The following is an 18,089-nucleotide window of genomic DNA, read 5'->3' as shown; positions in this document are numbered from 1 at the left end:
CCTTATAACCTCATGTTTAACAGTCTTTTTTGTTTCAGGACAAATTTTATTGATAATATTATTGATAACTATTTGCATTTGCAATAGCGTAATGCCCGCGCTGTGGGAAGCGCGTTCATGAATAACCATAAAAGCGGGACGTACAATGAATAAGAAGATTCACTCTCTGGCCTTGCTGGTCAATTTAGGGATTTATGGTGTCGCGCTGCCCGCCATGGCAGACGACAACGCCGCCTCCGCGCAGCACGAAGACACGATGGTGATCACCGCCGCCGAGCAAAATTTGCAGGCGCCGGGCGTATCGACCATCACCGCCGATGAGATCCGTAAAAACCCGCCCGCGCGCGACGTGTCGGAAATCATCCGCACCATGCCGGGCGTGAATCTCACCGGTAACTCCACCAGCGGCCAGCGCGGGAATAACCGTCAGATTGATATCCGCGGCATGGGCCCGGAAAACACCCTGATCCTGATCGACGGTAAACCGGTTACCAGCCGTAACTCCATCCGTCTGGGCTGGCGCGGCGAGCGTGATACGCGGGGCGATACCGGCTGGGTACCGCCGGAGATGATCGAGCGCATCGAAGTGATCCGTGGTCCGGCGGCCGCCCGCTACGGCAACGGCGCGGCAGGTGGCGTGGTCAACATCATCACCAAAAAATTCGACGACCAGTGGCATGGCTCCTGGAACACCTACCTGAATGCGCCGGAACATAAAGATGAAGGTTCCACTAAGCGCACCAACTTCAGCCTGAGCGGCCCGCTGGGCGGCGATTTCAGCTTCCGCATGTTCGGTAACCTGGACAAAACCCAGGCCGACGCGTGGGACATCAACCAGGGCCATCAGTCTGACCGTACCGGCGCCTACGCCAACACCCTGCCCGCAGGTCGTGAAGGTGTAGAGAACAAAGACATCAACGGCGTCGTGCGCTGGGACTTCGCCCCCATGCAGTCCCTGGAGTTTGAAGCAGGCTATAGCCGCCAGAACAACCTTTATGCGGGCGACACGCAGAACACCAATAACGACAACGCGCTGGTGAAGAAAAACTACGGCAAAGAGACCAACCGTATTTATCGCCAGAACTTCGCGGTGACCTGGAACGGCGGCTGGGATAACGGCATTACCACCAGCAACTGGGCGCAGTACGAACACACCCGCAACTCCCGTCTGGGCGAAGGGCTGGCTGGCGGGACGGAAGGTCTGTTTAACAGCGATAAATTCACCGACACCGATCTGGCCGACGTGATGCTGCACAGCGAAATCAATCTGCCGATTGATTTCCTCGTTAACCAGAATCTGACCCTGGGCACCGAGTGGAACCAGCAGCGCATGAAGGATTCGACCTCCTTCACGCAAACCCAGCAGGGCGGCACCATTCCGGGCATGAGCAACGACCGGAGTCCGTACACCTCGGCGGAGATTTTCTCCCTGTTTGCGGAGAACAACATGGAGCTGACCGACAGCACCATGCTGACCCCTGCCCTGCGCTTCGATCACCACACCATCGTCGGCAATAACTGGAGCCCGTCGCTTAACCTGTCGCAAGGTCTGGGGGATGACTTCACGCTGAAGATGGGTATTGCGCGGGCTTACAAAGCGCCAAGCCTGTATCAGACCAACCCGAACTATCTGCTCTACAGTAAAGGCCAGGGTTGCTACGCAAGCGGCGACGGCGTCGGCTGCTACATGATGGGCAACGACGATCTGAAAGCCGAAACCAGCATCAACAAAGAGATCGGTCTGGAGTGGAAACGCGACGGCTGGCTGGCGGGCGTGACCTGGTTCCGCAACGACTACCGCGACAAGATTGAAGCGGGCTATGCGCCAATTGGCCACACCTCTTCCGGTAAGGTGCAGACGGATATTTACCAGTGGGAAAACGTCCCGAAAGCGGTGGTTGAAGGGCTGGAAGGCTCCCTGAACGTGCCGGTCAGCGACACGATCAACTGGACCAATAACATCACTTACATGCTGCAGAGTAAGAACAAGGAGACCGGCGACCGTCTGTCGATCATTCCAGAGTACACGCTAAACTCGACCCTGAGCTGGCAGGTGCATCAGGATGTGTCGCTGCAGTCGACCTTAACCTGGTACGGCAAGCAGCAGCCGAAGAAGTACAACTACAAGGGTGAACCGGTGAGCGGGTCTGAGAAAGACGAAGTTAGCCCGTACAGCATCGTTGGCCTGAGCGCGACCTGGGACGTGACCAAAAACGTCAGCCTGACCGGCGGCGTGGATAACGTCTTCGACAAGCGCCAGTGGCGTGCGGGTAATGCCCAAACCACGGGGAATGCCACCACCGGCGCGTATATGTACGGTGCGGGAGCGTATACGTATAATGAGCCGGGTCGCACGTGGTATATGAGTGTGAATACGCATTTTTAAGGCACTGAAGTAAACCTTCCCTCTCCCCTCCGGGGAGAGGGTCAGGGTGAGGGGAAACCATGAACACAACCCACAGCACGTTCATTCTCGCCGATCGCACCGTTCACCGGGTCACCTTCGACCCCACCACTTTTACCGACGCCGATCTCCTCTGGCTTCCCCATCACGCAGAGCTTTCAAACGCCGGACGCAAACGCAAAGCCGAGCATCTTGCCGGGCGCATCGCCGCCGCGCACGCCTTACCGGGAAACACCGTACCCGGCATCGGCCCCAGCGGGGAACCGCGCTGGCCACAGGGAGTGTCTGGCAGCATTACCCACATCAGCACGCAGGCGATGGCTGTCGTTACGCACGACCACCCTGCGCTTATCGGCATTGATTGCGAAACGATCCTCCCCGAAAACGAAGCCCGGGAAATCAAAGACGGCATTATTGATGCGCAGGAAGAGAGTGTCCTTTCCCGCTCGGGTTACTCGTTCACCCTCGCCCTGACGCTGGTGTTTAGCGCCAAAGAGAGCCTGTTCAAAGCCCTCTTTCCGCAGGTGCAGGCCTGGATGGGTTTTGACAGCGCCCGCGTCACGCAGCTCGTCGATAAGACGCTTACGCTGGCATTGACCTGCCAGCGCGCGGGCTATCCCGAAGGCACCGCCTTTACCGTTCACTGGCAACAGCACGGCGAACAGGCGATCACCCTGCTGTCACACTCTCCTGTCGACGGGCCTTCACGCTGGTGACCACAAACGTCACGATAAACACGACCGCGAACAGCACGACGATGTTCGGGGCAGGCGCGCTGTCGAGATAAAACGACGCATAGACGCCGCTTACGGACACGAGCGCGGAAACGGCTACCGCCACCAGCAGCGCCATGTGGAAGCGCCGGGTGATCAGCACCGCCACCGCGCCGGGCGCAATGAGCAACGAAATCGACAGAATAATCCCCACCGCTTTCAGCGTCGCCACGATAGTCAGCGAAACCATGCACAGTAATCCATAGTGCAGCCAGCGAGTGCGCAACCCGCTCGCCTGCGCCTGCTGATAATCAAAGCAGAACAGCAAAAAGTCCCGCCACTTCAGGCCAATCACCAGCGCAATCAGTCCCGCCACAATCCCGCTTTGCAGAATGTCCATCCCGTTAATACCCAGCATATCGCCGAACAGAATATGGTCGAGATGCACCTCGGGTTTGACGGCGATGTAGAGGATCAACCCGGCACCGAACATGCCGGAAAAGACGATCCCCATAACCGTATCCTGCTTGATGCGGCTGTTATCTTTCAGGTATCCGGTGGCGACCGCGCAGAACAGACCGGCAACGAATGCGCCCAGCGCCAGCGGCAGCCCCATCATCCAGGCCAGCACGACGCCGGGAAACACCGCATGGCTCATGGCGTCGCCCATCAGCGCCCAGCCCTTGAGCACCAGAAAAACCGACAGCAGCGCGCAGGGCACGGCGACCAGCAGTGAAATCAGCAGCGCGTTGTTCATAAACGCAAACTGGAAGGGTTCAAGGAGCAGCGCGATCATGGGTGGACCTCCTGCGCCTGACGCGCCCGGCGGCGGCTGGCGAGCAGCCCGTGCTTCGGCGCAAAGACGAACGCCAGCAGGAACAGCAGCGTCTGGGCGACCACGATAATACCGCCGGTCGCGCCGTCGAGATAATAGCTCGCCCATGCGCCAAGGAAGCTGGTAATGCTACCCATGGCGACGGCAATCATCAGCAGTCGCGGGAAGCGATCGGTCAGTAGCCACGCGGTCGCGCCGGGCGTGACCACCAGACAGATCACCAGAAATGCGCCGACGGTTTGCAGCGCAGCCACGGTGGAAACCGCCAGCAGGGTAAAGAAAAGGATCTTCAGACGTTCAGGACGCAGACCGATGGCGCGGGCGTGGTTCTCATCAAAAAAGGTCACCATCAAATCTTTCCATTTGAACAGCAGAACAAGCATCGACACCACGCCGATAATCGCCAGCTGGACGATGTCTTCCGGGGCAATGGCGAGGATATTCCCGAGGACGATAGTCTGAATATTCACCGAGGTCGGGTTGAGTGAGACCATAAACAGCCCGAGACCGAAAAAGGAGGAGAAGATCAGCCCGATGATGGCGTCCTCTTTCAGGCGGCTGCGCTGGTTGAGAAACAGCATGCTGCCCGCCGCCAGCCCGCCCGACAGGAACGCCCCCAGCGAAAACGGCAGCCCGAGCATGTAGGCTCCCGCCACGCCCGGTACGATGGAGTGCGAGAGCGCATCGCCAATCAGCGACCAGCCTTTGAGCATCAGATAGCACGAGAGAAACGCGCACAGCCCGCCCACCATCGCCGAAACCCACATCGCGTTCAGCATGTACTCGTAGCCGAAGGGTTCCAGAAGTACGCTCATTTTACCTCCTGACGGTGCGTCACGAAGGGGCGTTCATCGTCGGTAATAATGCGATCTTCAGAGCCGCTGAGCACTACGTGGCGCAGCACGCCGCTGAAGGCGCGTTCCAGATTTTCGGCGGTAAAGGTGGTTTCCGTCGGGCCGCTTGCCAGCACGGTACCTTTGACCATGACCGTGTAATCGCAAAACTCGGAGACGGAGCCTAAATTGTGGGTCGATACCAGCATGGTTTTGCCCTCATCGCGCAGTTCCCGCAGCAGGGTGATAATTCTGGCTTCAGTTTTAACATCCACGCCGGTAAACGGCTCGTCGAGCAGGATCACCTCGCCCTGCTGGGCAATCGCCCGCGCCAGAAACACGCGTTTCTTTTGCCCGCCGGAGAGCTCGCCAATCTGCCGATGGCGCAGCTCAAGCATATCCACGCGCTTCAGAGCGTCGGTGACGATCTGCCCATCCTGCGCTTTTGGCCGACGCAAAAAACCCATATGTCCGTAGCGGCCCATCATCACCACGTCTTCCACCAGCACCGGGAACGACCAGTCAACCTCTTCCGACTGCGGCACGTAGGCGACCATGTTCTGACGGAGCGCCCGGTGAGGCGGTAATCCCAGAATAGCGATCGTGCCGCTTGCCGCCCGTACAAAGCCCATCACCGCCTTAAACAGCGTAGATTTGCCGGAACCGTTCACACCTACCAGTGCGGCAATCGAACCGCCCGGCACGCTGAACGAGGCATCACGCAATGCGGTATGACCGTTACGGTAGGTCACGGTCAAATCGGTTACGACAATCCCCTTCTGCATGGTTACTCCTTCATGCCGTCACGGATGCCCTGCACCAGCGTGCGGGTCGTGACGTTCAACAGATCGATATAGGTCGGCACCGGACCGTTTTCCGCGCTCAGGGAGTCGACATACAGCACACCGCCGTAATGGGTATCGGTTTCCCGTGCCACCTGGCGCGCGGGTTTATCGGAGACGGTACTTTCGCTGAACACCGCCGGGATGCGATGTTTTTTCACCAGATCGATAACCTTGCGCACCTGCTGAGGCGTGCCCTGCTGATCGGCGTTGATCGGCCACAGGTAAAGCTCTTTCAGGCCCAGATCCCGCGCCAGATAGGAGAACGCCCCTTCACTGGTGACCATCCAGCGCTTATCTTCCGGGATCTCCGCAACCTGCTTACGCAGCGGTTCGAGGGTGGCGGTGATCTTCTGCTTATAGGCTTCCGCGTTGCGCTGATAGGTCTGCGCATTCGCCGGGTCGTACTTCACCAGCGCGTCACGAATGTTATCGACGTAAATCAGGGCGTTATCCGGAGACATCCACGCGTGCGGGTTGGGTTTGCCGTTATACGGCCCTTCCCCGATCCCCATCGGCGTAATGCTTTTGGTGACAATTACTTCCGGCACGCCGTTCAGATGCTGATAAAACCGCTGGAACCACAGTTCCAGATTCATGCCGTTCGCCAGAATCAGCTGCGCCTTTTGCGCGCGTTTGATATCGCCCGGCGTGGGCTGGTACTCATGGATTTCAGCGCCCGGTTTGGTGATGGAAGTGACTTCTGCGGCGTCCCCCGCCACGTTTTTCGCCATATCAGCGATAACGGTAAAGGTCGTGATGACCTGGAATTTTTCAGCCGCCTGCACACCCGCGGTGGCCGCGGTCAGTAGCAGCGAGCTGAACAACAGACGCTTCAATCCTTGCAGTAGGTGCATCGCAGAACTCTCCTGAAGTGGTTAAAAACATACCGAAATTAGCCTTAGCTATATTGTATAGCACAGGCTATAATCAAATGAAAATAGTTATCATTATTGATTTTGGCGCGACGGGTGACGCTGCGCGAAACTGGTGCCGCCGCCCCGTCCTTTACGATGACAAAACCTTTTGTCTTCACCTTAAAAAGCATTCGTTTCGATGAGACTATAACCCCTTCAAAAAACGCGTATTACCACCAACTTTGCGAATTTAGCGCGCGGAGAAAGCCGTCAGCAAAACCTGCGTTAGGCGCTGAATACCAGCAGGACGCGCCAGCACTTCGACACCCCCTTTATTGAACACCTGAACGGCGTGGATTTTGAGAAGCGCGAAGTGGTGAAAATCCGCAATCGCTATGACGCGAGCGTGCCGGCGATGGTAGGTGCGCTATCGCGCCTGAAGCCGGTCTTCGTTGAAGATGCGAAAGGCTGGCCTGGGAGTTTGCCCGCATCCTTAACCAGGAGGCGAAAGAGCTTGAGGCGGCGGGCGTGACATTATCCAGTTCGACGAACCGCGTTTAACGTCTTCTTTGACGAGGTGAGCGACTGGAACGCGCGGCACCACGCTGAGCGCGGGGGCAGAAATTGTGCGCAGGGAGCTGCTGGGGAAATAAGCACAACGTTCAGACAGGGGTAAAGGGGGCCAGATGGCCCCCTTTCGCTTATCGCCGCGAATAATGTGCTAGCGGTAGGTCAGGGTGAAGGACGCCGTGGCGCTCACCGAGCCTGACCGCGCATTCGCTGAAGTCATGTAATACGCGGCCTTGAAGGGAATATTCACCACCTCCCCCGGCGAGGTGGTCGTGCCGTATTTAATTAACTTGCCGAACTGTACCGGCGCATCATTATATTTCAGCTGAATGCCCAGGCCTTTTGCCGTCGAGCTACTGTTTAACCCCAGGACGCCGTTGGCAGCATCGGCAAGCGGGCTGACGTTATCCAGCGTTACATTCACCGCGGTCTGTTCACCACAAATAAGCGGGATGGAAAACGTTACCGGATTCTGGGTGCTGCCCACGCCTTTAAACTTCGGCAACAGCGCAATCCCCATATTGATATTCAAATTTTTATCCTGAATCTGACAGGATGCAGTGCTGATGTTCATCGGCGAAAAGATATATTTATAAAGCGGCAGGCGTTTAATATTATTACTGACCGGCGTGCTGTATTCCATATTTAGCGTCAGCGCCGGTATTGAGCCCGTCGCGGGGGTAGTGCTGGTTTTAATCAGCTCGAAGGTATCCGTGAACGTTGATACGCCATTCTGGAGGATCCCTCGCCTCCAGCTCGCATTATTGAGATTCATCCGGGTGACAAACTCGCTGCTTTGCGTGGTGCTGGAAAAGTTCTTCCAGCGGATGCCGATGCCCGGAACCTCCGTCGCCCGCACGTTGGCCAGCGGCGAGGCGCCATAATCCGCATTCGTCCCCGAGAGCTGAATAAACCACGAGCCATCATATCCAATTTGCTGGCCCTCAGGATCGCACGTCATGGGGTTAACGGTGGTTATCGTCGCTAAAACCGTTCCAACGGGCGCATCCCGCTGAACGACAATATTCCGATCTACGTTCACCGCGACGTCGTTTGCAGAACACAGCGCAAAAGCATTCAGAGATATGGCGCTTCCCACTGCAGCCGTCGCGATTTTCATTACGGTAGACATCATATGTTCCTTCATTTAGGTGAGGCTTAGGCCTTCTCTCGCCAAAGTCATCATGCGCATCGAGGCCATGAGAAATTTAACGGCATGCCGCGGTGGTACGCTGAATTTTCCCCGGTAAGGCGTTCAAGGTTATTTTGGCGCGGCAGGTTTTCGCCCCCCACCTTACAGTGATAGTGTCCCCATCATTCAGGCCGCTCATATAAACCTCGCCATCGCTTCCCACAATGCTCATCGTGTCGCTTTCGTTAAGCTTTACCATTGCGCCAAAGGGCACCGGCGAGTTTTGATACAGGAGCGTTATCAAGGCCCTGTACCCCGTTCGCGCGTTGAATGTGGCGCGCACCACGGCACCGCGCGTCGGCACAACGTTGACCACGGATTCGGCCACATCCACGTCCGGTCCCAGCGAGCCGGTGTCTATCGCAATCCGGTTTTCCTGGTAGGCGCTGGCATAGGGCACCACCGCGTAGCCGCGCCAGTCCGTTCTAACGCCGGGGTTGTTGCGTACCCTTACGCCGGGCGCGCCCTGCGCCTCCAGCAGCACAACGGTATCTCCCAGCGGCTGCGAGAAGGTCACGCCGTGTTCATGACCCACGATCCCCCCCTGCAGGCCGAAGTTCAGCTGGCTATTCTGTCGGCTATGGTTGTAACCCGCGCTCACGGTGCCGTAGCCGCCCTTATAGGTTCCACTCACGGCGCTTCTCGACTCCCCGCCCGACGAGGTATAGCCCTGCTGGACCAGGTAGCTCAGGTTGTTATCGGCAAGCGCGGTGCCGCTCAGCCCCACCTGATGCGTTTCAGGACCGTTCTTTTGCATATTCACGCTGTAGCTGGCCCAGCTTTGCGGTAGCCATTTGCTCAGCGGCACCTGCAGGCTAAAGGCCAGAATCTGGTCCTTACGGTTTTTGCCCGGCGTTTCACTGTAGGTGTAGCCGAGCGAGTAGTTGATGTCGCTGATACTGGTGTTAAAGCCGGTGCTGACGTTGCGCTCATAGCCTCGCTTGCTCCAGTAGTCCTGCTGATAGGCCGAAATATAAAAGTTTCCCCAGCTCTGCAGCGACTGGCTGAGGTTGAGCTGCAGTCGGCTTCGCTTGTTGTAGCGCTGGCTGCTAAATTCATTCACTTCCTGGAAGGTATAAAACCCTTCCGTAGAGTAGCGATAGCTGGCGAGCGTCACGGTGGTAGCGGTCGTGGCCACCGTTTTCGAATACTGCACGCGATAGGACTGCCCGCGGCTGCGGCGTTTTTTCTCATCATCAAGCTGGCTGTCGGCAACAGTAACGTCAGCCGACAGCGAGCCAATGTCGCCAAAGCTGAGACCCGTACCGAGCACGCCAGACGCATAGTTGCTCGCCCCCAAAACGCCACCGTACAGTGTGAGATGATTGGAGAGGCCATAGGCCAGCGTGCCCAGCCCAAATGAGGGGGTTTCCGCGCCATGCTTCGTTGTTCGATACTCCCCTGCGCTCAGCGCATACTTCACGCGGCCTTCCCGCAGCATGACGGGAACCGCAGAGAATGGCTGCACGAAATGCTGGACGCTGCCGTCGGCTTCGGTGACGACAATGTCCAGATCGCCGCTCGCCGAGGTAGGATAGAGATCGCGAATTTCAAAGCTGCCGGGCGCCACGTATGTTTGATAAACCGTGTAGCCGTTTTGCTTCACGGTGACCGTGGCGTTGGTGCGGGCGATCCCTCGAATGACAGGAGCGAAGCCGCGCATGCTCTCCGGCAGCATGGTGTCATCAGAAAAAATCTGCGCACCGCGAAACATCACGCTGTCAAACACGTCGCCCGGGGTACTGGTTTCCCCCACCTGGAACTGCCCCCTCAAAAACTGGACGTCGCGGCTCAGGGTCGTATTCAGCGACGAAAACGACTGTTTCCCGTTGTTCTTGGTCACGGTGCTGTAGTTGCGCAGGCGCCACGGCCCCGCGTTAATACCGCTTTGCAGGTTGGTATAAAGCTGATCCTGCGTCTCACCGTCCCGGCTCCAGCTGCGCGACCCGTTGATGCTGTAATTGACCAGCAGCGCAGAAATGCCCTGGTTCCAGAGCGACGGATCAACGGTGCCGCGCGCGCGCGCGTTGAGCGCCGATTGCGGGATAGAGATGTCCAGCCTCTGCCTGTCAAAATCCAGCCGGGCGGTAGCGTCCGGTATGAATGCGCCGGGGTCGGTAATAATCGTCTCGACCGGAAGCATGGCTAATTCAGGAAATGCTTTAACCCTGACGCCGAGCGACTCAAGCTCTCTGCGGTTAAGTTCCGGCGCCAGCCCGATGCCGTTTACAGGAACAAAAGAGATATTTTCCGTTCGGATATAATTTTCATTAAGCCAAATTTCTACCCTGTAGGTGCCGGGTAACTGCTCTCCGCGCTCGAAGCGGCCCAGATCGATGCCCTGGGAAGTCGAGTGTATTTTTTCAAGCGCATCAGCCATAAAATAGAGTTCGCCCGCGCCCGCGGGAAAAACGCCCGAAATAAAAAGCGCTATCGTCGAGAGTCGACTTACGCGGTGAGGCCACGAGCCAGAGAAAAAACCATATCGGGAATAAGAAACAATATTCACTTTGCTTACCTGCGCGAGTGACATAGCGTGTTGTTAATATTTTTTATTTCAGCATCTGGCGCTTTTCTGTCGTTACGCCACCAAAATCATTTATGGCTTTCCACGCCACCTGCTTTCCACTGCCGGCGACCGTTACGGAACTCAAGGGGGAAATCATTGGCGGCGGCGCGATCGTTTTATTGCCAACCGTTAATGAATAAAGAGAAACGTAGAACGGCGTCGGATTATTAATCACCAGGCGTTCGCCGCGCGGTTCAAACGTCAATCGCGTCCATGCCTCACCCGCATTTTCCGACGCTAGAGCCGCAGGCCGGTAGAAAAGCTTCATGCGCGTCTTAACGGCAATAAGCAGCCTGTTCTCATCTGACCGGGTCATTGAGGGAATTGATTTTACGTTAAGCCAAAATACAGACTCTCGGTTTTCAGGCAGCGACGTCTCGCCGGTATAAATGACCCGCAGCGTATTTTCATGACCACCGTCGAGGCGGAACAGCGGTGGCGTGACGATAAAAGGAACCTGCTCCTTCGAGTTTTCGCTTAATTCAATCCATGACTGAATTAAATAGGGGACAGCATCCTTACTGTTACTCACAGGGAGTGAGGCTTCGTTTTCAGCTCCATTATAAATTAAGCGCGTTCCGCCAACGGTTATGCTGGCCTGGCCCGGCAGGGAGAGTAGGCAAGTGCCTAATAATACAATCGTTCGAATAAGTTGACTCATCATACTTCCCCGATATTCCAGCAGGAAAAAATGGGGCGTACCCTGGGTACGCCCGGCTTATTACTGATAGGTAATGGTAAAATCTGACGTTGCGTTTGCCGTACCCGCAACTACGGCAGCCTGCGTTGCCTTATATTTCGCCACGAAGGTCATTTTGTTGCTGTTAGCAGGATCTTCGCCTGTGCTGGTGTCAAGCGTGATGCTCTTAGACTGGGTCGCCAGCGGGATTGCGGTGATGCCATCTTCTTCATAGAACGCCACACCGACGCCTTTAGCCGTTTGACCGCTGTTCAGCGCAAGAATATTGGTGTCGCTGCTGTCCGCCGTGCCGTCAAACTTAACGGAGGCAGAGGTGACGGCCGCAGGGCAGTTATTCAACACAATGCTAAAGCGGGTTGCGGCAGCAACGGCCCCGGCCGCGTTGAACGAGCTCTTTGGAATTTTACCAAGGTTAACGGTCTGGTTCGCCGTATTGGTATCAATCGTACAGGCAGAATCCAGAATGGTGCCTGTAAAGTTGATCTGTCCATCGGCTGCACTGGCGGCAAAGGTTATTCCAGAAACGGCTGCTGCCATAACCATATTTCGAATGACACTGTTTAACTTCATTTGCATAGCTATATATCCTTAGGATTGAAGGTATCTGCGCAACGTTCACTGTTGCGCAGGAAGAGCGGAACTGGACCGCTAAATTTATGTTCGTTTAAGCCAATAAATAGACGTTATATCGTTATGAGCATCTCAGGCTTTGCGATGATAAAAGTAAAATAAGTTGTTTCATCTCCAGACCATTGCCTAACGCCAGTCGACTTCTAACATAGTAATTTTTGTTAATTTCGTATTTATTTTTAATTCGGCACTGGCTCGTCGATTTATCATAAATTTTCAGGAGAAAGTTCAAATGGTCGTCCGACAGTCGCGTCGACAGCCTCTGATACAGCACGTCTTTTAATACGCAGGGGTTTTCATTCGCCCGATGTTTAGAGGCGCGCTCGCACAGCTGCTTGAGATCCTTAAGCGTAGTAACAAGGCGGAAGAATTTTAAAAAGCCGTTCTCCGCATTGTTCTCTGGCGCAATAAAATAGGTAAGGCGCATTAATCCCCTCGCCGCAAGGCGATAATAGAGCCATCGGATATTCTCGCTACTTTCTCCTATTGTATCGATGAGAATGTAAGATTTATCCAGAATGGTCGCGCTTACTAAGAACTCCAGCCGATTGTCAAAATAAAATATTTCTCTATTGGCGGAGTTCAATGTTTTAATTGCCTGCCTCATGGCAAAGTTTCTTGAAAAAACTAATAGCACCGTCAAAACTCATTCCTTATGAAATTTATCATCGTCAATGTGAAGAAGGTTTTACAACATATATCCGTTCTAACGAACCGCAGTCGATTTTGTACGCTTTCCCATAGATTCTGGTAAAAGGATATCGTTCAAAGCCCACGGTATTAAATGCGTTCTGGATTTTCTTCATCATGGACAACAAATAGGATTTCGAGCACCGTAGTCCATAATCATCAAACACGTGTATGATGATGTCATTATCGTAGACAATTTCGTTATCCATCCCCGCCAGGAGATACTCGAACAGTCTTGCTTTCGTCATGCCGAATCTTTTAATACGTCCATTCTTGATATTGATAAGCGTTCTGGTTGAAAGCCGGTACTCAAGATGATGAAAAATCGTGTATCCATACAGAAGCTCGTCAGAGACAAAAGGCACAAAGACTCCTTAGAAGTTTATCATTCTCATTTCCATGTCGGCGTCTTCTCCATTCGAAAGGGTTTCGGTGTTCATCTGATGCACTGAAATGTTATTAAAATGAAGAAAATGTGACAATGAGACTAATTTATCAAAGCAAAACACTGTAAAAAATATTAAATGCGATATAAAAAACCACTTAATTTTATTTTTTAAGTTTAAAAACACAAATGTTTCATTTATGTTTTTCATTGCCGCACACAGAAACAAAAATTTCACATCAATATATTTATCTAAAATTAACGAACAATTAGCAATAAAACCCACAAAAAATAAACATTTATTTATAATCAATAAGTTACAAGGATATCCCACCCCTGTTAAACCTAGTCTTAATAGGGTTAAATTAGGATTTTTCGTGACATCTTTTACGATTTTCCCAAGTGAAAACTGACAAACACTGAACATTCTTTACATTAAAAACAGTCCAGGCAGTTCCAAAACTCGCATTTAAATAAATAAAATCAATAACTTGAGTTATTAACCGTTCCCAGATCAATTTTCTCGTCGCAAATTAACAATAATGGTCGCGGCTTCATGCAGGCAAAAAAAAGGGCAAGGTTTGCTAACAACCTTGCCCGTAGATCATCGGAAGACGTTTGAAGGAAATCAGGTATCCGGGAACATCACGCTATTCCCCGGCGCTTCCCTGTGCAGATGGATAAAGTTCAGGTGGCGTTCGTACTGGTCCAGAATGTCCGTAATCACCTGCTCCTTGCTGTAGTCCATCAGGTCGTTCCCCTGGCTACCTTCCAGCAGGAAGGTCTCCAGCCGGTAATAGGTCGACTTCCCGCTGCGCGCCCGGTAGGTAAACCCGGGCACGGAATACTGCTGCGGCCAGATCTGGTAGACGAAGTTTTGCTCGTCGCCCATGTGCACCAGCAGATCCAGGTGCCCCAGATTTTCGCCTTCATCCGGCGGCAGATTTTTCAGCTCCACGTAGGCACCCCGCAGGCGCAACTCCTGTGCGACTTCCTCCATCGCCGGGAAGCAGACCGTCTCCATCATCTGTTTGGTGTAGCGCGTGCCCGGGTAGTTCATCAGGCGCGACAAGCGCTTTTTCCAGCTCAGCCTGTCCTGCGCGCCCATCGGACGCGGCGCGGTATCACGGCTGGCGCTGACGCGGCGGTAGTCTTCCACTTTGAGCGATTTATACAGCCCAGCCATCACGAAGAAGATGACGAAGCTAAACGGCAGGCCCATGATCACCGTCGTGTTCTGCAGCGCCGAAATACCGTTGGTCATCAGCATACCGAGCGTCAGAAGACCGATGGCGACCGACCAGAAGATGCGCAGCCAGTTCGGCGCGTCGCTGTTGATGTCCTTCAGCTTCGAGGTGAAGTTGCCCAGCACCAGCGCGCCGGAGTCCGCTGAGGTGACGTAGAACAGCAGCCCGGTGATGGTCGCCACGGAGGCGCTAAAGGTGAACGCCGGGTACTGCGCCAGCAGGCTGTAGAAGCCGCGCTCCGGGTGCGCCATCGCTTCCTGAGCAAAACCCGCATTGCCGTGGATGATCTCGTGCAGCGCGCTGTTGCCGAAAATCGACAGCCACAGCAGGGTAAAGGTGAACGGGATAATCAGCGTGCCCATCACAAACTGGCGGATGGTGCGCCCGCGCGAAATTCGCGCCAGGAACAGGCCGACAAACGGCGACCACGCAACCCACCACGCCCAGAAGAACAGCGTCCAGTTATTCATCCACTCCACCGGACGGTCGAAGGCGAAACTGTTCAGCGTCATCCCCATAAAGCGGTTCACGTAGTCGCCCACGTTGAGCACCAGCGCGTTGAGCAGGAACGAGGTGTCGCCCATAAACAGCACGAACAGGATCAGGCCCAGCGCCAGCGCGACGTTCAGCTCGGAGAGCACGCGGATGCCCTTGTCCACGCCGGAGGTCACCGAGATGGTGGCGATAATCACGGAGAGCGCAATCAGCGCCGCTTTCGCCGCCATTGAATCCGGAATATCAAACAGCACGCTTAGCCCGTAGTTGAGCTGCACCACGCCGATACCGAGCGTGGTCGCGATGCCGAAGATGGTGCCAATCACTGCTGCGATATCAACGGTGTGACCAATCGGCCCGTTAATTTTTTTGCCAAAAATCGGGTACAGCGCAGAGCGGATAGTGAGGGGCAAATTATAACGGTAGCTAAAGTATCCGAGCGCCATCCCCATCAGGGCGTACATCGACCAGCCCGTCAGGCCGTAGTGGAACAGCGTCCAGACCATCGCCTGGCGCGCGGCCTCCATCGTCTGCCCTGCCCCTTCCGGCGGCTGCATATACTGCGTGACAGGTTCAGCCACGGAGAAGAACATCAGGTCGATGCCGATACCCGCAGCAAACAACATTGCGGCCCAGCTCAGCAAACTGAACTCGGGCTTGGACTGCTCTGGCCCAAGCTTCACCGAACCGAAGCGCGAGCAGGCGATGCAGACCACGAAGACAATATAGAGCGTCGCCGCCAGCAGATAGTACCAGCCAAAGGTCTTCGACACCCAGTTCAGGGTGCGCCCAATCCACTCGGCGGAAAAATCACGAAAGAAGATCGTCGTCAGGGAAAACAACAAAATCAGCCCGGCGGAAGTATAAAAAACGACCGGGTTGATTTTGTCTTTTTCTCTGTCTTGTGAAAGGTCTGTCATCCAGTATCCCCACTGTTTTTGTAACTATTAAAATCCAAATCAGCAACAATTAAGACACATTTTATATTGAACGTCCAATCAAAAACCGCTTTAATGTATTACCAACGCTGATGAATGGAGTGGCAACAATGCCCAAAGTGGGGATGCAGCCGATCCGGCGCAGGCAGCTTATTAACGCCACGCTGGAAGCAATAAATGAAGTGGGAATGCACGACGCAACCATCGCACAGATCGCCCGTCGGGCGGGCGTTTCCACGGGGATCATCAGTCACTATTTCAAAGACAAAAACGGTCTGCTGGAAGCGACCATGCGCGACATCACCGGGCAGTTGCGCGATGCGGTATTAAGCCGCTTGCACGCCCTGCCGGACGGCAGCGCGGAGCAGCGATTACAGGCGATTGTCGGCGGCAATTTTGATGAAACCCAGATCAGCAGCGCGGCAATGAAAGCCTGGCTGGCCTTCTGGGCGAGCAGCATGCACCAGCCGATGCTCTACCGTCTGCAGCAGGTCAGCAGCCGCCGCCTGCTGTCGAACCTGGTGTACGAGTTCCGCCGCGAATTGCCGCGCGAGCAGGCGCAGGAAGCGGGCTACGGGCTGGCGGCACTGATCGACGGGCTTTGGCTGCGTGCCGCACTGAGCGGCAAACCGCTGGATAAAACGCTGGCCCAGTCGCTCACCAGCCACTTTATCAGCCAGCATTTACCGACCGAATAACCGAGGAGAAAGTATGTCCCGAATGGCAGAACAGCAGCTTTATATCAATGGTGGTTATACACCCGCCACCAGCGGTCGCACCTTCGAGACCATCAACCCGGCCAACGGTGAAGTCCTGGCGAGCGTTCAGGCCGCCGGGCGTGAAGACGTCGACCGCGCCGTGGAAAGCGCAACACGCGGGCAAAAAATCTGGGCGGCAATGACCGCCATGGAGCGCTCACGAATCCTGCGTCGCGCCGTGGATATCCTGCGCGAGCGTAACAACGCGCTGGCGAAGCTGGAAACCCTCGATACTGGTAAAGCGTATTCCGAAACCTCGACCGTGGACATCGTCACCGGCGCGGACGTGCTGGAGTATTACGCAGGGCTGATCCCGGCGCTGGAAGGCAGCCAGATCCCGCTGCGCGAAACCTCATTCGTCTACACCCGCCGCGAGCCACTGGGCGTGGTGGCGGGCATCGGCGCGTGGAACTACCCGATCCAGATCGCCCTGTGGAAATCGGCCCCGGCGCTGGCGGCGGGCAACGCGATGATCTTCAAGCCGAGCGAAGTGACGCCGCTCACCGCCCTCAAGCTTGCCGAAATCTATACCGAAGCGGGTCTGCCGGACGGCGTGTTTAACGTCCTGCCAGGCGTAGGCGCGGAGACCGGCCAGTACCTGACCGAGCATCCGGGCATCGCGAAGGTCTCCTTTACCGGCGGCGTTGCCAGCGGCAAAAAGGTGATGGCCAACTCGGCGGCCTCGTCCCTGAAAGAGGTGACGATGGAGCTGGGCGGCAAATCGCCGCTGATTGTTTTCGACGATGCGGATCTGGATCTGGCGGCAGACATCGCCATGATGGCCAACTTCTTCAGCTCCGGTCAGGTCTGCACCAACGGCACCCGCGTGTTCGTGCCCGCGAAATTTAAGGCCGCGTTTGAGCAGAAAATCGTTGAGCGCGTGGGCCGCATCCGCGCGGGCGATCTGTTCGATGTGAAAACCAACTTTGGCCCGATGGTTAGCTTCCCGCACCGCGACAGCGTGCTGCGCTACATCGCCAAAGGTAAAGAAGAAGGCGCGCGCGTGCTGTGCGGCGGCGACGTGCTGAAGGGCGAAGGGTTTGATAACGGCGCGTGGGTGGCCCCTACCGTGTTCACCGACTGCGCCGACGAGATGACTATCGTGCGCGAAGAGATCTTCGGCCCGGTGATGTCCATCCTCACCTATGAAACCGATGAAGAAGCGATTCGCCGCGCCAACGATACCGACTACGGACTGGCGGCGGGTATCGTCACTGCCGATCTGAACCGCGCCCACGGCGCGATTCATCAGCTCGAAGCGGGCATCTGCTGGATCAACACCTGGGGTGAATCCGCCGCAGAGATGCCGGTGGGCGGTTACAAACACTCCGGCATTGGCCGCGAGAACGGCGTTATGACGCTGCAGAGCTACACCCAGGTGAAGTCCATCCAGGTTGAGATGGGTAAATTCCAGTCCATATTTTAACCGGG

14 protein-coding genes and 2 pseudogenes are annotated in these 18,089 nt (G+C 55.4%); 6 read left to right on the top strand and 10 right to left on the bottom strand.

Annotation, left to right across the window (positions count from 1 at the left end):
* Positions 1-145: 145 nt before the first annotated feature.
* On the top strand, positions 146-2,386 hold the full coding sequence (locus A4308_RS09775) for a TonB-dependent siderophore receptor (RefSeq protein WP_045281633.1): 2,241 nt from the start codon (positions 146-148) through the stop codon (positions 2,384-2,386).
* A gap of 59 nt (positions 2,387-2,445) precedes the next feature.
* Complete coding sequence (gene entD, locus A4308_RS09770) at positions 2,446-3,120, top strand: enterobactin synthase subunit EntD (protein ID WP_045268275.1); 675 nt, start codon at positions 2,446-2,448, stop codon at positions 3,118-3,120.
* Here the strand turns inward: entD and A4308_RS09765 are convergent.
* The 4 genes from A4308_RS09765 to A4308_RS09750 are packed head-to-tail and all read right to left on the bottom strand — an operon-like array spanning position 3,074 to position 6,484.
* Positions 3,074-3,913 carry a metal ABC transporter permease gene (locus A4308_RS09765; protein WP_045281634.1) on the bottom strand — a complete coding sequence of 280 codons (840 nt, stop codon included), beginning with the start codon at positions 3,911-3,913 and terminating at the stop codon, positions 3,074-3,076. The two genes, entD and A4308_RS09765, sit on opposite strands and share 47 nt — an antisense overlap.
* Positions 3,910-4,767, bottom strand: coding sequence for an iron/manganese ABC transporter permease subunit SitC (gene sitC, locus A4308_RS09760; RefSeq protein ID WP_045281635.1), 858 nt, complete (start codon positions 4,765-4,767; stop codon positions 3,910-3,912). Before sitC ends, A4308_RS09765 begins: the two co-directional genes overlap by 4 nt.
* Entirely contained in the window at positions 4,764-5,570 is an 807-nt protein-coding gene (locus A4308_RS09755) for a manganese/iron ABC transporter ATP-binding protein (RefSeq protein ID WP_045281636.1), read from the bottom strand. Before A4308_RS09755 ends, sitC begins: the two co-directional genes overlap by 4 nt.
* 2 nt (positions 5,571-5,572) lie before the next feature.
* Positions 5,573-6,484, bottom strand: a complete 912-nt coding sequence (locus tag A4308_RS09750; protein WP_045281637.1) for a metal ABC transporter substrate-binding protein — start codon at positions 6,482-6,484, stop codon at positions 5,573-5,575.
* A gap of 156 nt (positions 6,485-6,640) precedes the next feature.
* On the opposite strand from A4308_RS09750, the pseudogene A4308_RS22400 reads away from it, so the two are divergent.
* Positions 6,641-6,770 (top strand): annotated as a pseudogene (locus tag A4308_RS22400) (putative oxygenase MesX); the annotation flags it as partial.
* A gap of 18 nt (positions 6,771-6,788) precedes the next feature.
* Positions 6,789-7,073 (top strand): annotated as a pseudogene (locus A4308_RS22235) (methionine synthase); the annotation flags it as partial.
* A gap of 132 nt (positions 7,074-7,205) precedes the next feature.
* Here A4308_RS22235 and A4308_RS09745 read toward each other — a convergent pair.
* The 6 genes from A4308_RS09745 to betT form a co-directional block, all read right to left on the bottom strand.
* On the bottom strand, positions 7,206-8,189 hold the full coding sequence (locus A4308_RS09745; RefSeq protein WP_230278566.1) for a fimbrial protein: 984 nt from the start codon (positions 8,187-8,189) through the stop codon (positions 7,206-7,208).
* Positions 8,190-8,262: 73 nt separating this feature from the next.
* Positions 8,263-10,626 (bottom strand): fimbria/pilus outer membrane usher protein, encoded by a 2,364-nt coding sequence (locus tag A4308_RS09740; protein ID WP_045281708.1) that lies wholly within the window; start codon positions 10,624-10,626, stop codon positions 8,263-8,265.
* 172 nt (positions 10,627-10,798) lie between these two features.
* Positions 10,799-11,479, bottom strand: a complete 681-nt coding sequence (locus A4308_RS09735) for a fimbrial biogenesis chaperone (RefSeq protein WP_032628755.1) — start codon at positions 11,477-11,479, stop codon at positions 10,799-10,801.
* 57 nt (positions 11,480-11,536) lie between these two features.
* Positions 11,537-12,091: a fimbrial protein gene (locus A4308_RS09730; protein ID WP_045281639.1), complete on the bottom strand. Its 555-nt coding sequence runs from the start codon at positions 12,089-12,091 to the stop codon at positions 11,537-11,539.
* Between the two features lie 115 nt (positions 12,092-12,206).
* Entirely contained in the window at positions 12,207-12,782 is a 576-nt protein-coding gene (locus A4308_RS09725) for a hypothetical protein (RefSeq protein ID WP_230278590.1), read from the bottom strand.
* Between the two features lie 1,066 nt (positions 12,783-13,848).
* Positions 13,849-15,882 carry a choline BCCT transporter BetT gene (betT, locus tag A4308_RS09710; RefSeq protein ID WP_045281641.1) on the bottom strand — a complete coding sequence of 678 codons (2,034 nt, stop codon included), beginning with the start codon at positions 15,880-15,882 and terminating at the stop codon, positions 13,849-13,851.
* 128 nt (positions 15,883-16,010) lie between these two features.
* Between betT and betI the strand changes: the two genes are divergently transcribed.
* Positions 16,011-16,598, top strand: coding sequence for a transcriptional regulator BetI (gene betI / locus A4308_RS09705; RefSeq protein WP_014882933.1), 588 nt, complete (start codon positions 16,011-16,013; stop codon positions 16,596-16,598).
* A gap of 13 nt (positions 16,599-16,611) precedes the next feature.
* Positions 16,612-18,084: a betaine-aldehyde dehydrogenase gene (gene betB, locus A4308_RS09700; RefSeq protein WP_063308504.1), complete on the top strand. Its 1,473-nt coding sequence runs from the start codon at positions 16,612-16,614 to the stop codon at positions 18,082-18,084.
* Positions 18,085-18,089: the final 5 nt, after the last annotated feature.

The organism is Enterobacter sp. ODB01 (genome assembly GCF_001623605.1).
Taxonomy (GTDB): domain Bacteria; phylum Pseudomonadota; class Gammaproteobacteria; order Enterobacterales; family Enterobacteriaceae; genus Enterobacter; species Enterobacter kobei.
Note: the sequence above shows the minus strand (reverse complement) of the source record. Positions and strands in the feature narration are given on the sequence as shown.

What these genes read in the sequence shown, in the direction of transcription:
- A4308_RS09755 (WP_045281636.1), bottom strand. Translation starts at nt 5,570, where the DNA reads ATGCAGAAGGGGATTGTCGTAACCGATTTGACCGTGACCTACCGTAAC.
- A4308_RS09740 (WP_045281708.1), bottom strand. Translation starts at nt 10,626, where the DNA reads ATGGCTGATGCGCTTGAAAAAATACACTCGACTTCCCAGGGCATCGAT.
- betB (WP_063308504.1), top strand. Translation starts at nt 16,612, where the DNA reads ATGTCCCGAATGGCAGAACAGCAGCTTTATATCAATGGTGGTTATACA.
- A4308_RS09750 (WP_045281637.1), bottom strand. Translation starts at nt 6,484, where the DNA reads ATGCACCTACTGCAAGGATTGAAGCGTCTGTTGTTCAGCTCGCTGCTA.
- A4308_RS09730 (WP_045281639.1), bottom strand. Translation starts at nt 12,091, where the DNA reads ATGCAAATGAAGTTAAACAGTGTCATTCGAAATATGGTTATGGCAGCA.
- A4308_RS09765 (WP_045281634.1), bottom strand. Translation starts at nt 3,913, where the DNA reads ATGATCGCGCTGCTCCTTGAACCCTTCCAGTTTGCGTTTATGAACAAC.
- sitC (WP_045281635.1), bottom strand. Translation starts at nt 4,767, where the DNA reads ATGAGCGTACTTCTGGAACCCTTCGGCTACGAGTACATGCTGAACGCG.
- entD (WP_045268275.1), top strand. Translation starts at nt 2,446, where the DNA reads ATGAACACAACCCACAGCACGTTCATTCTCGCCGATCGCACCGTTCAC.
- betI (WP_014882933.1), top strand. Translation starts at nt 16,011, where the DNA reads ATGCCCAAAGTGGGGATGCAGCCGATCCGGCGCAGGCAGCTTATTAAC.
- betT (WP_045281641.1), bottom strand. Translation starts at nt 15,882, where the DNA reads ATGACAGACCTTTCACAAGACAGAGAAAAAGACAAAATCAACCCGGTC.
- A4308_RS09775 (WP_045281633.1), top strand. Translation starts at nt 146, where the DNA reads ATGAATAAGAAGATTCACTCTCTGGCCTTGCTGGTCAATTTAGGGATT.
- A4308_RS09745 (WP_230278566.1), bottom strand. Translation starts at nt 8,189, where the DNA reads ATGATGTCTACCGTAATGAAAATCGCGACGGCTGCAGTGGGAAGCGCC.
- A4308_RS09735 (WP_032628755.1), bottom strand. Translation starts at nt 11,479, where the DNA reads ATGATGAGTCAACTTATTCGAACGATTGTATTATTAGGCACTTGCCTA.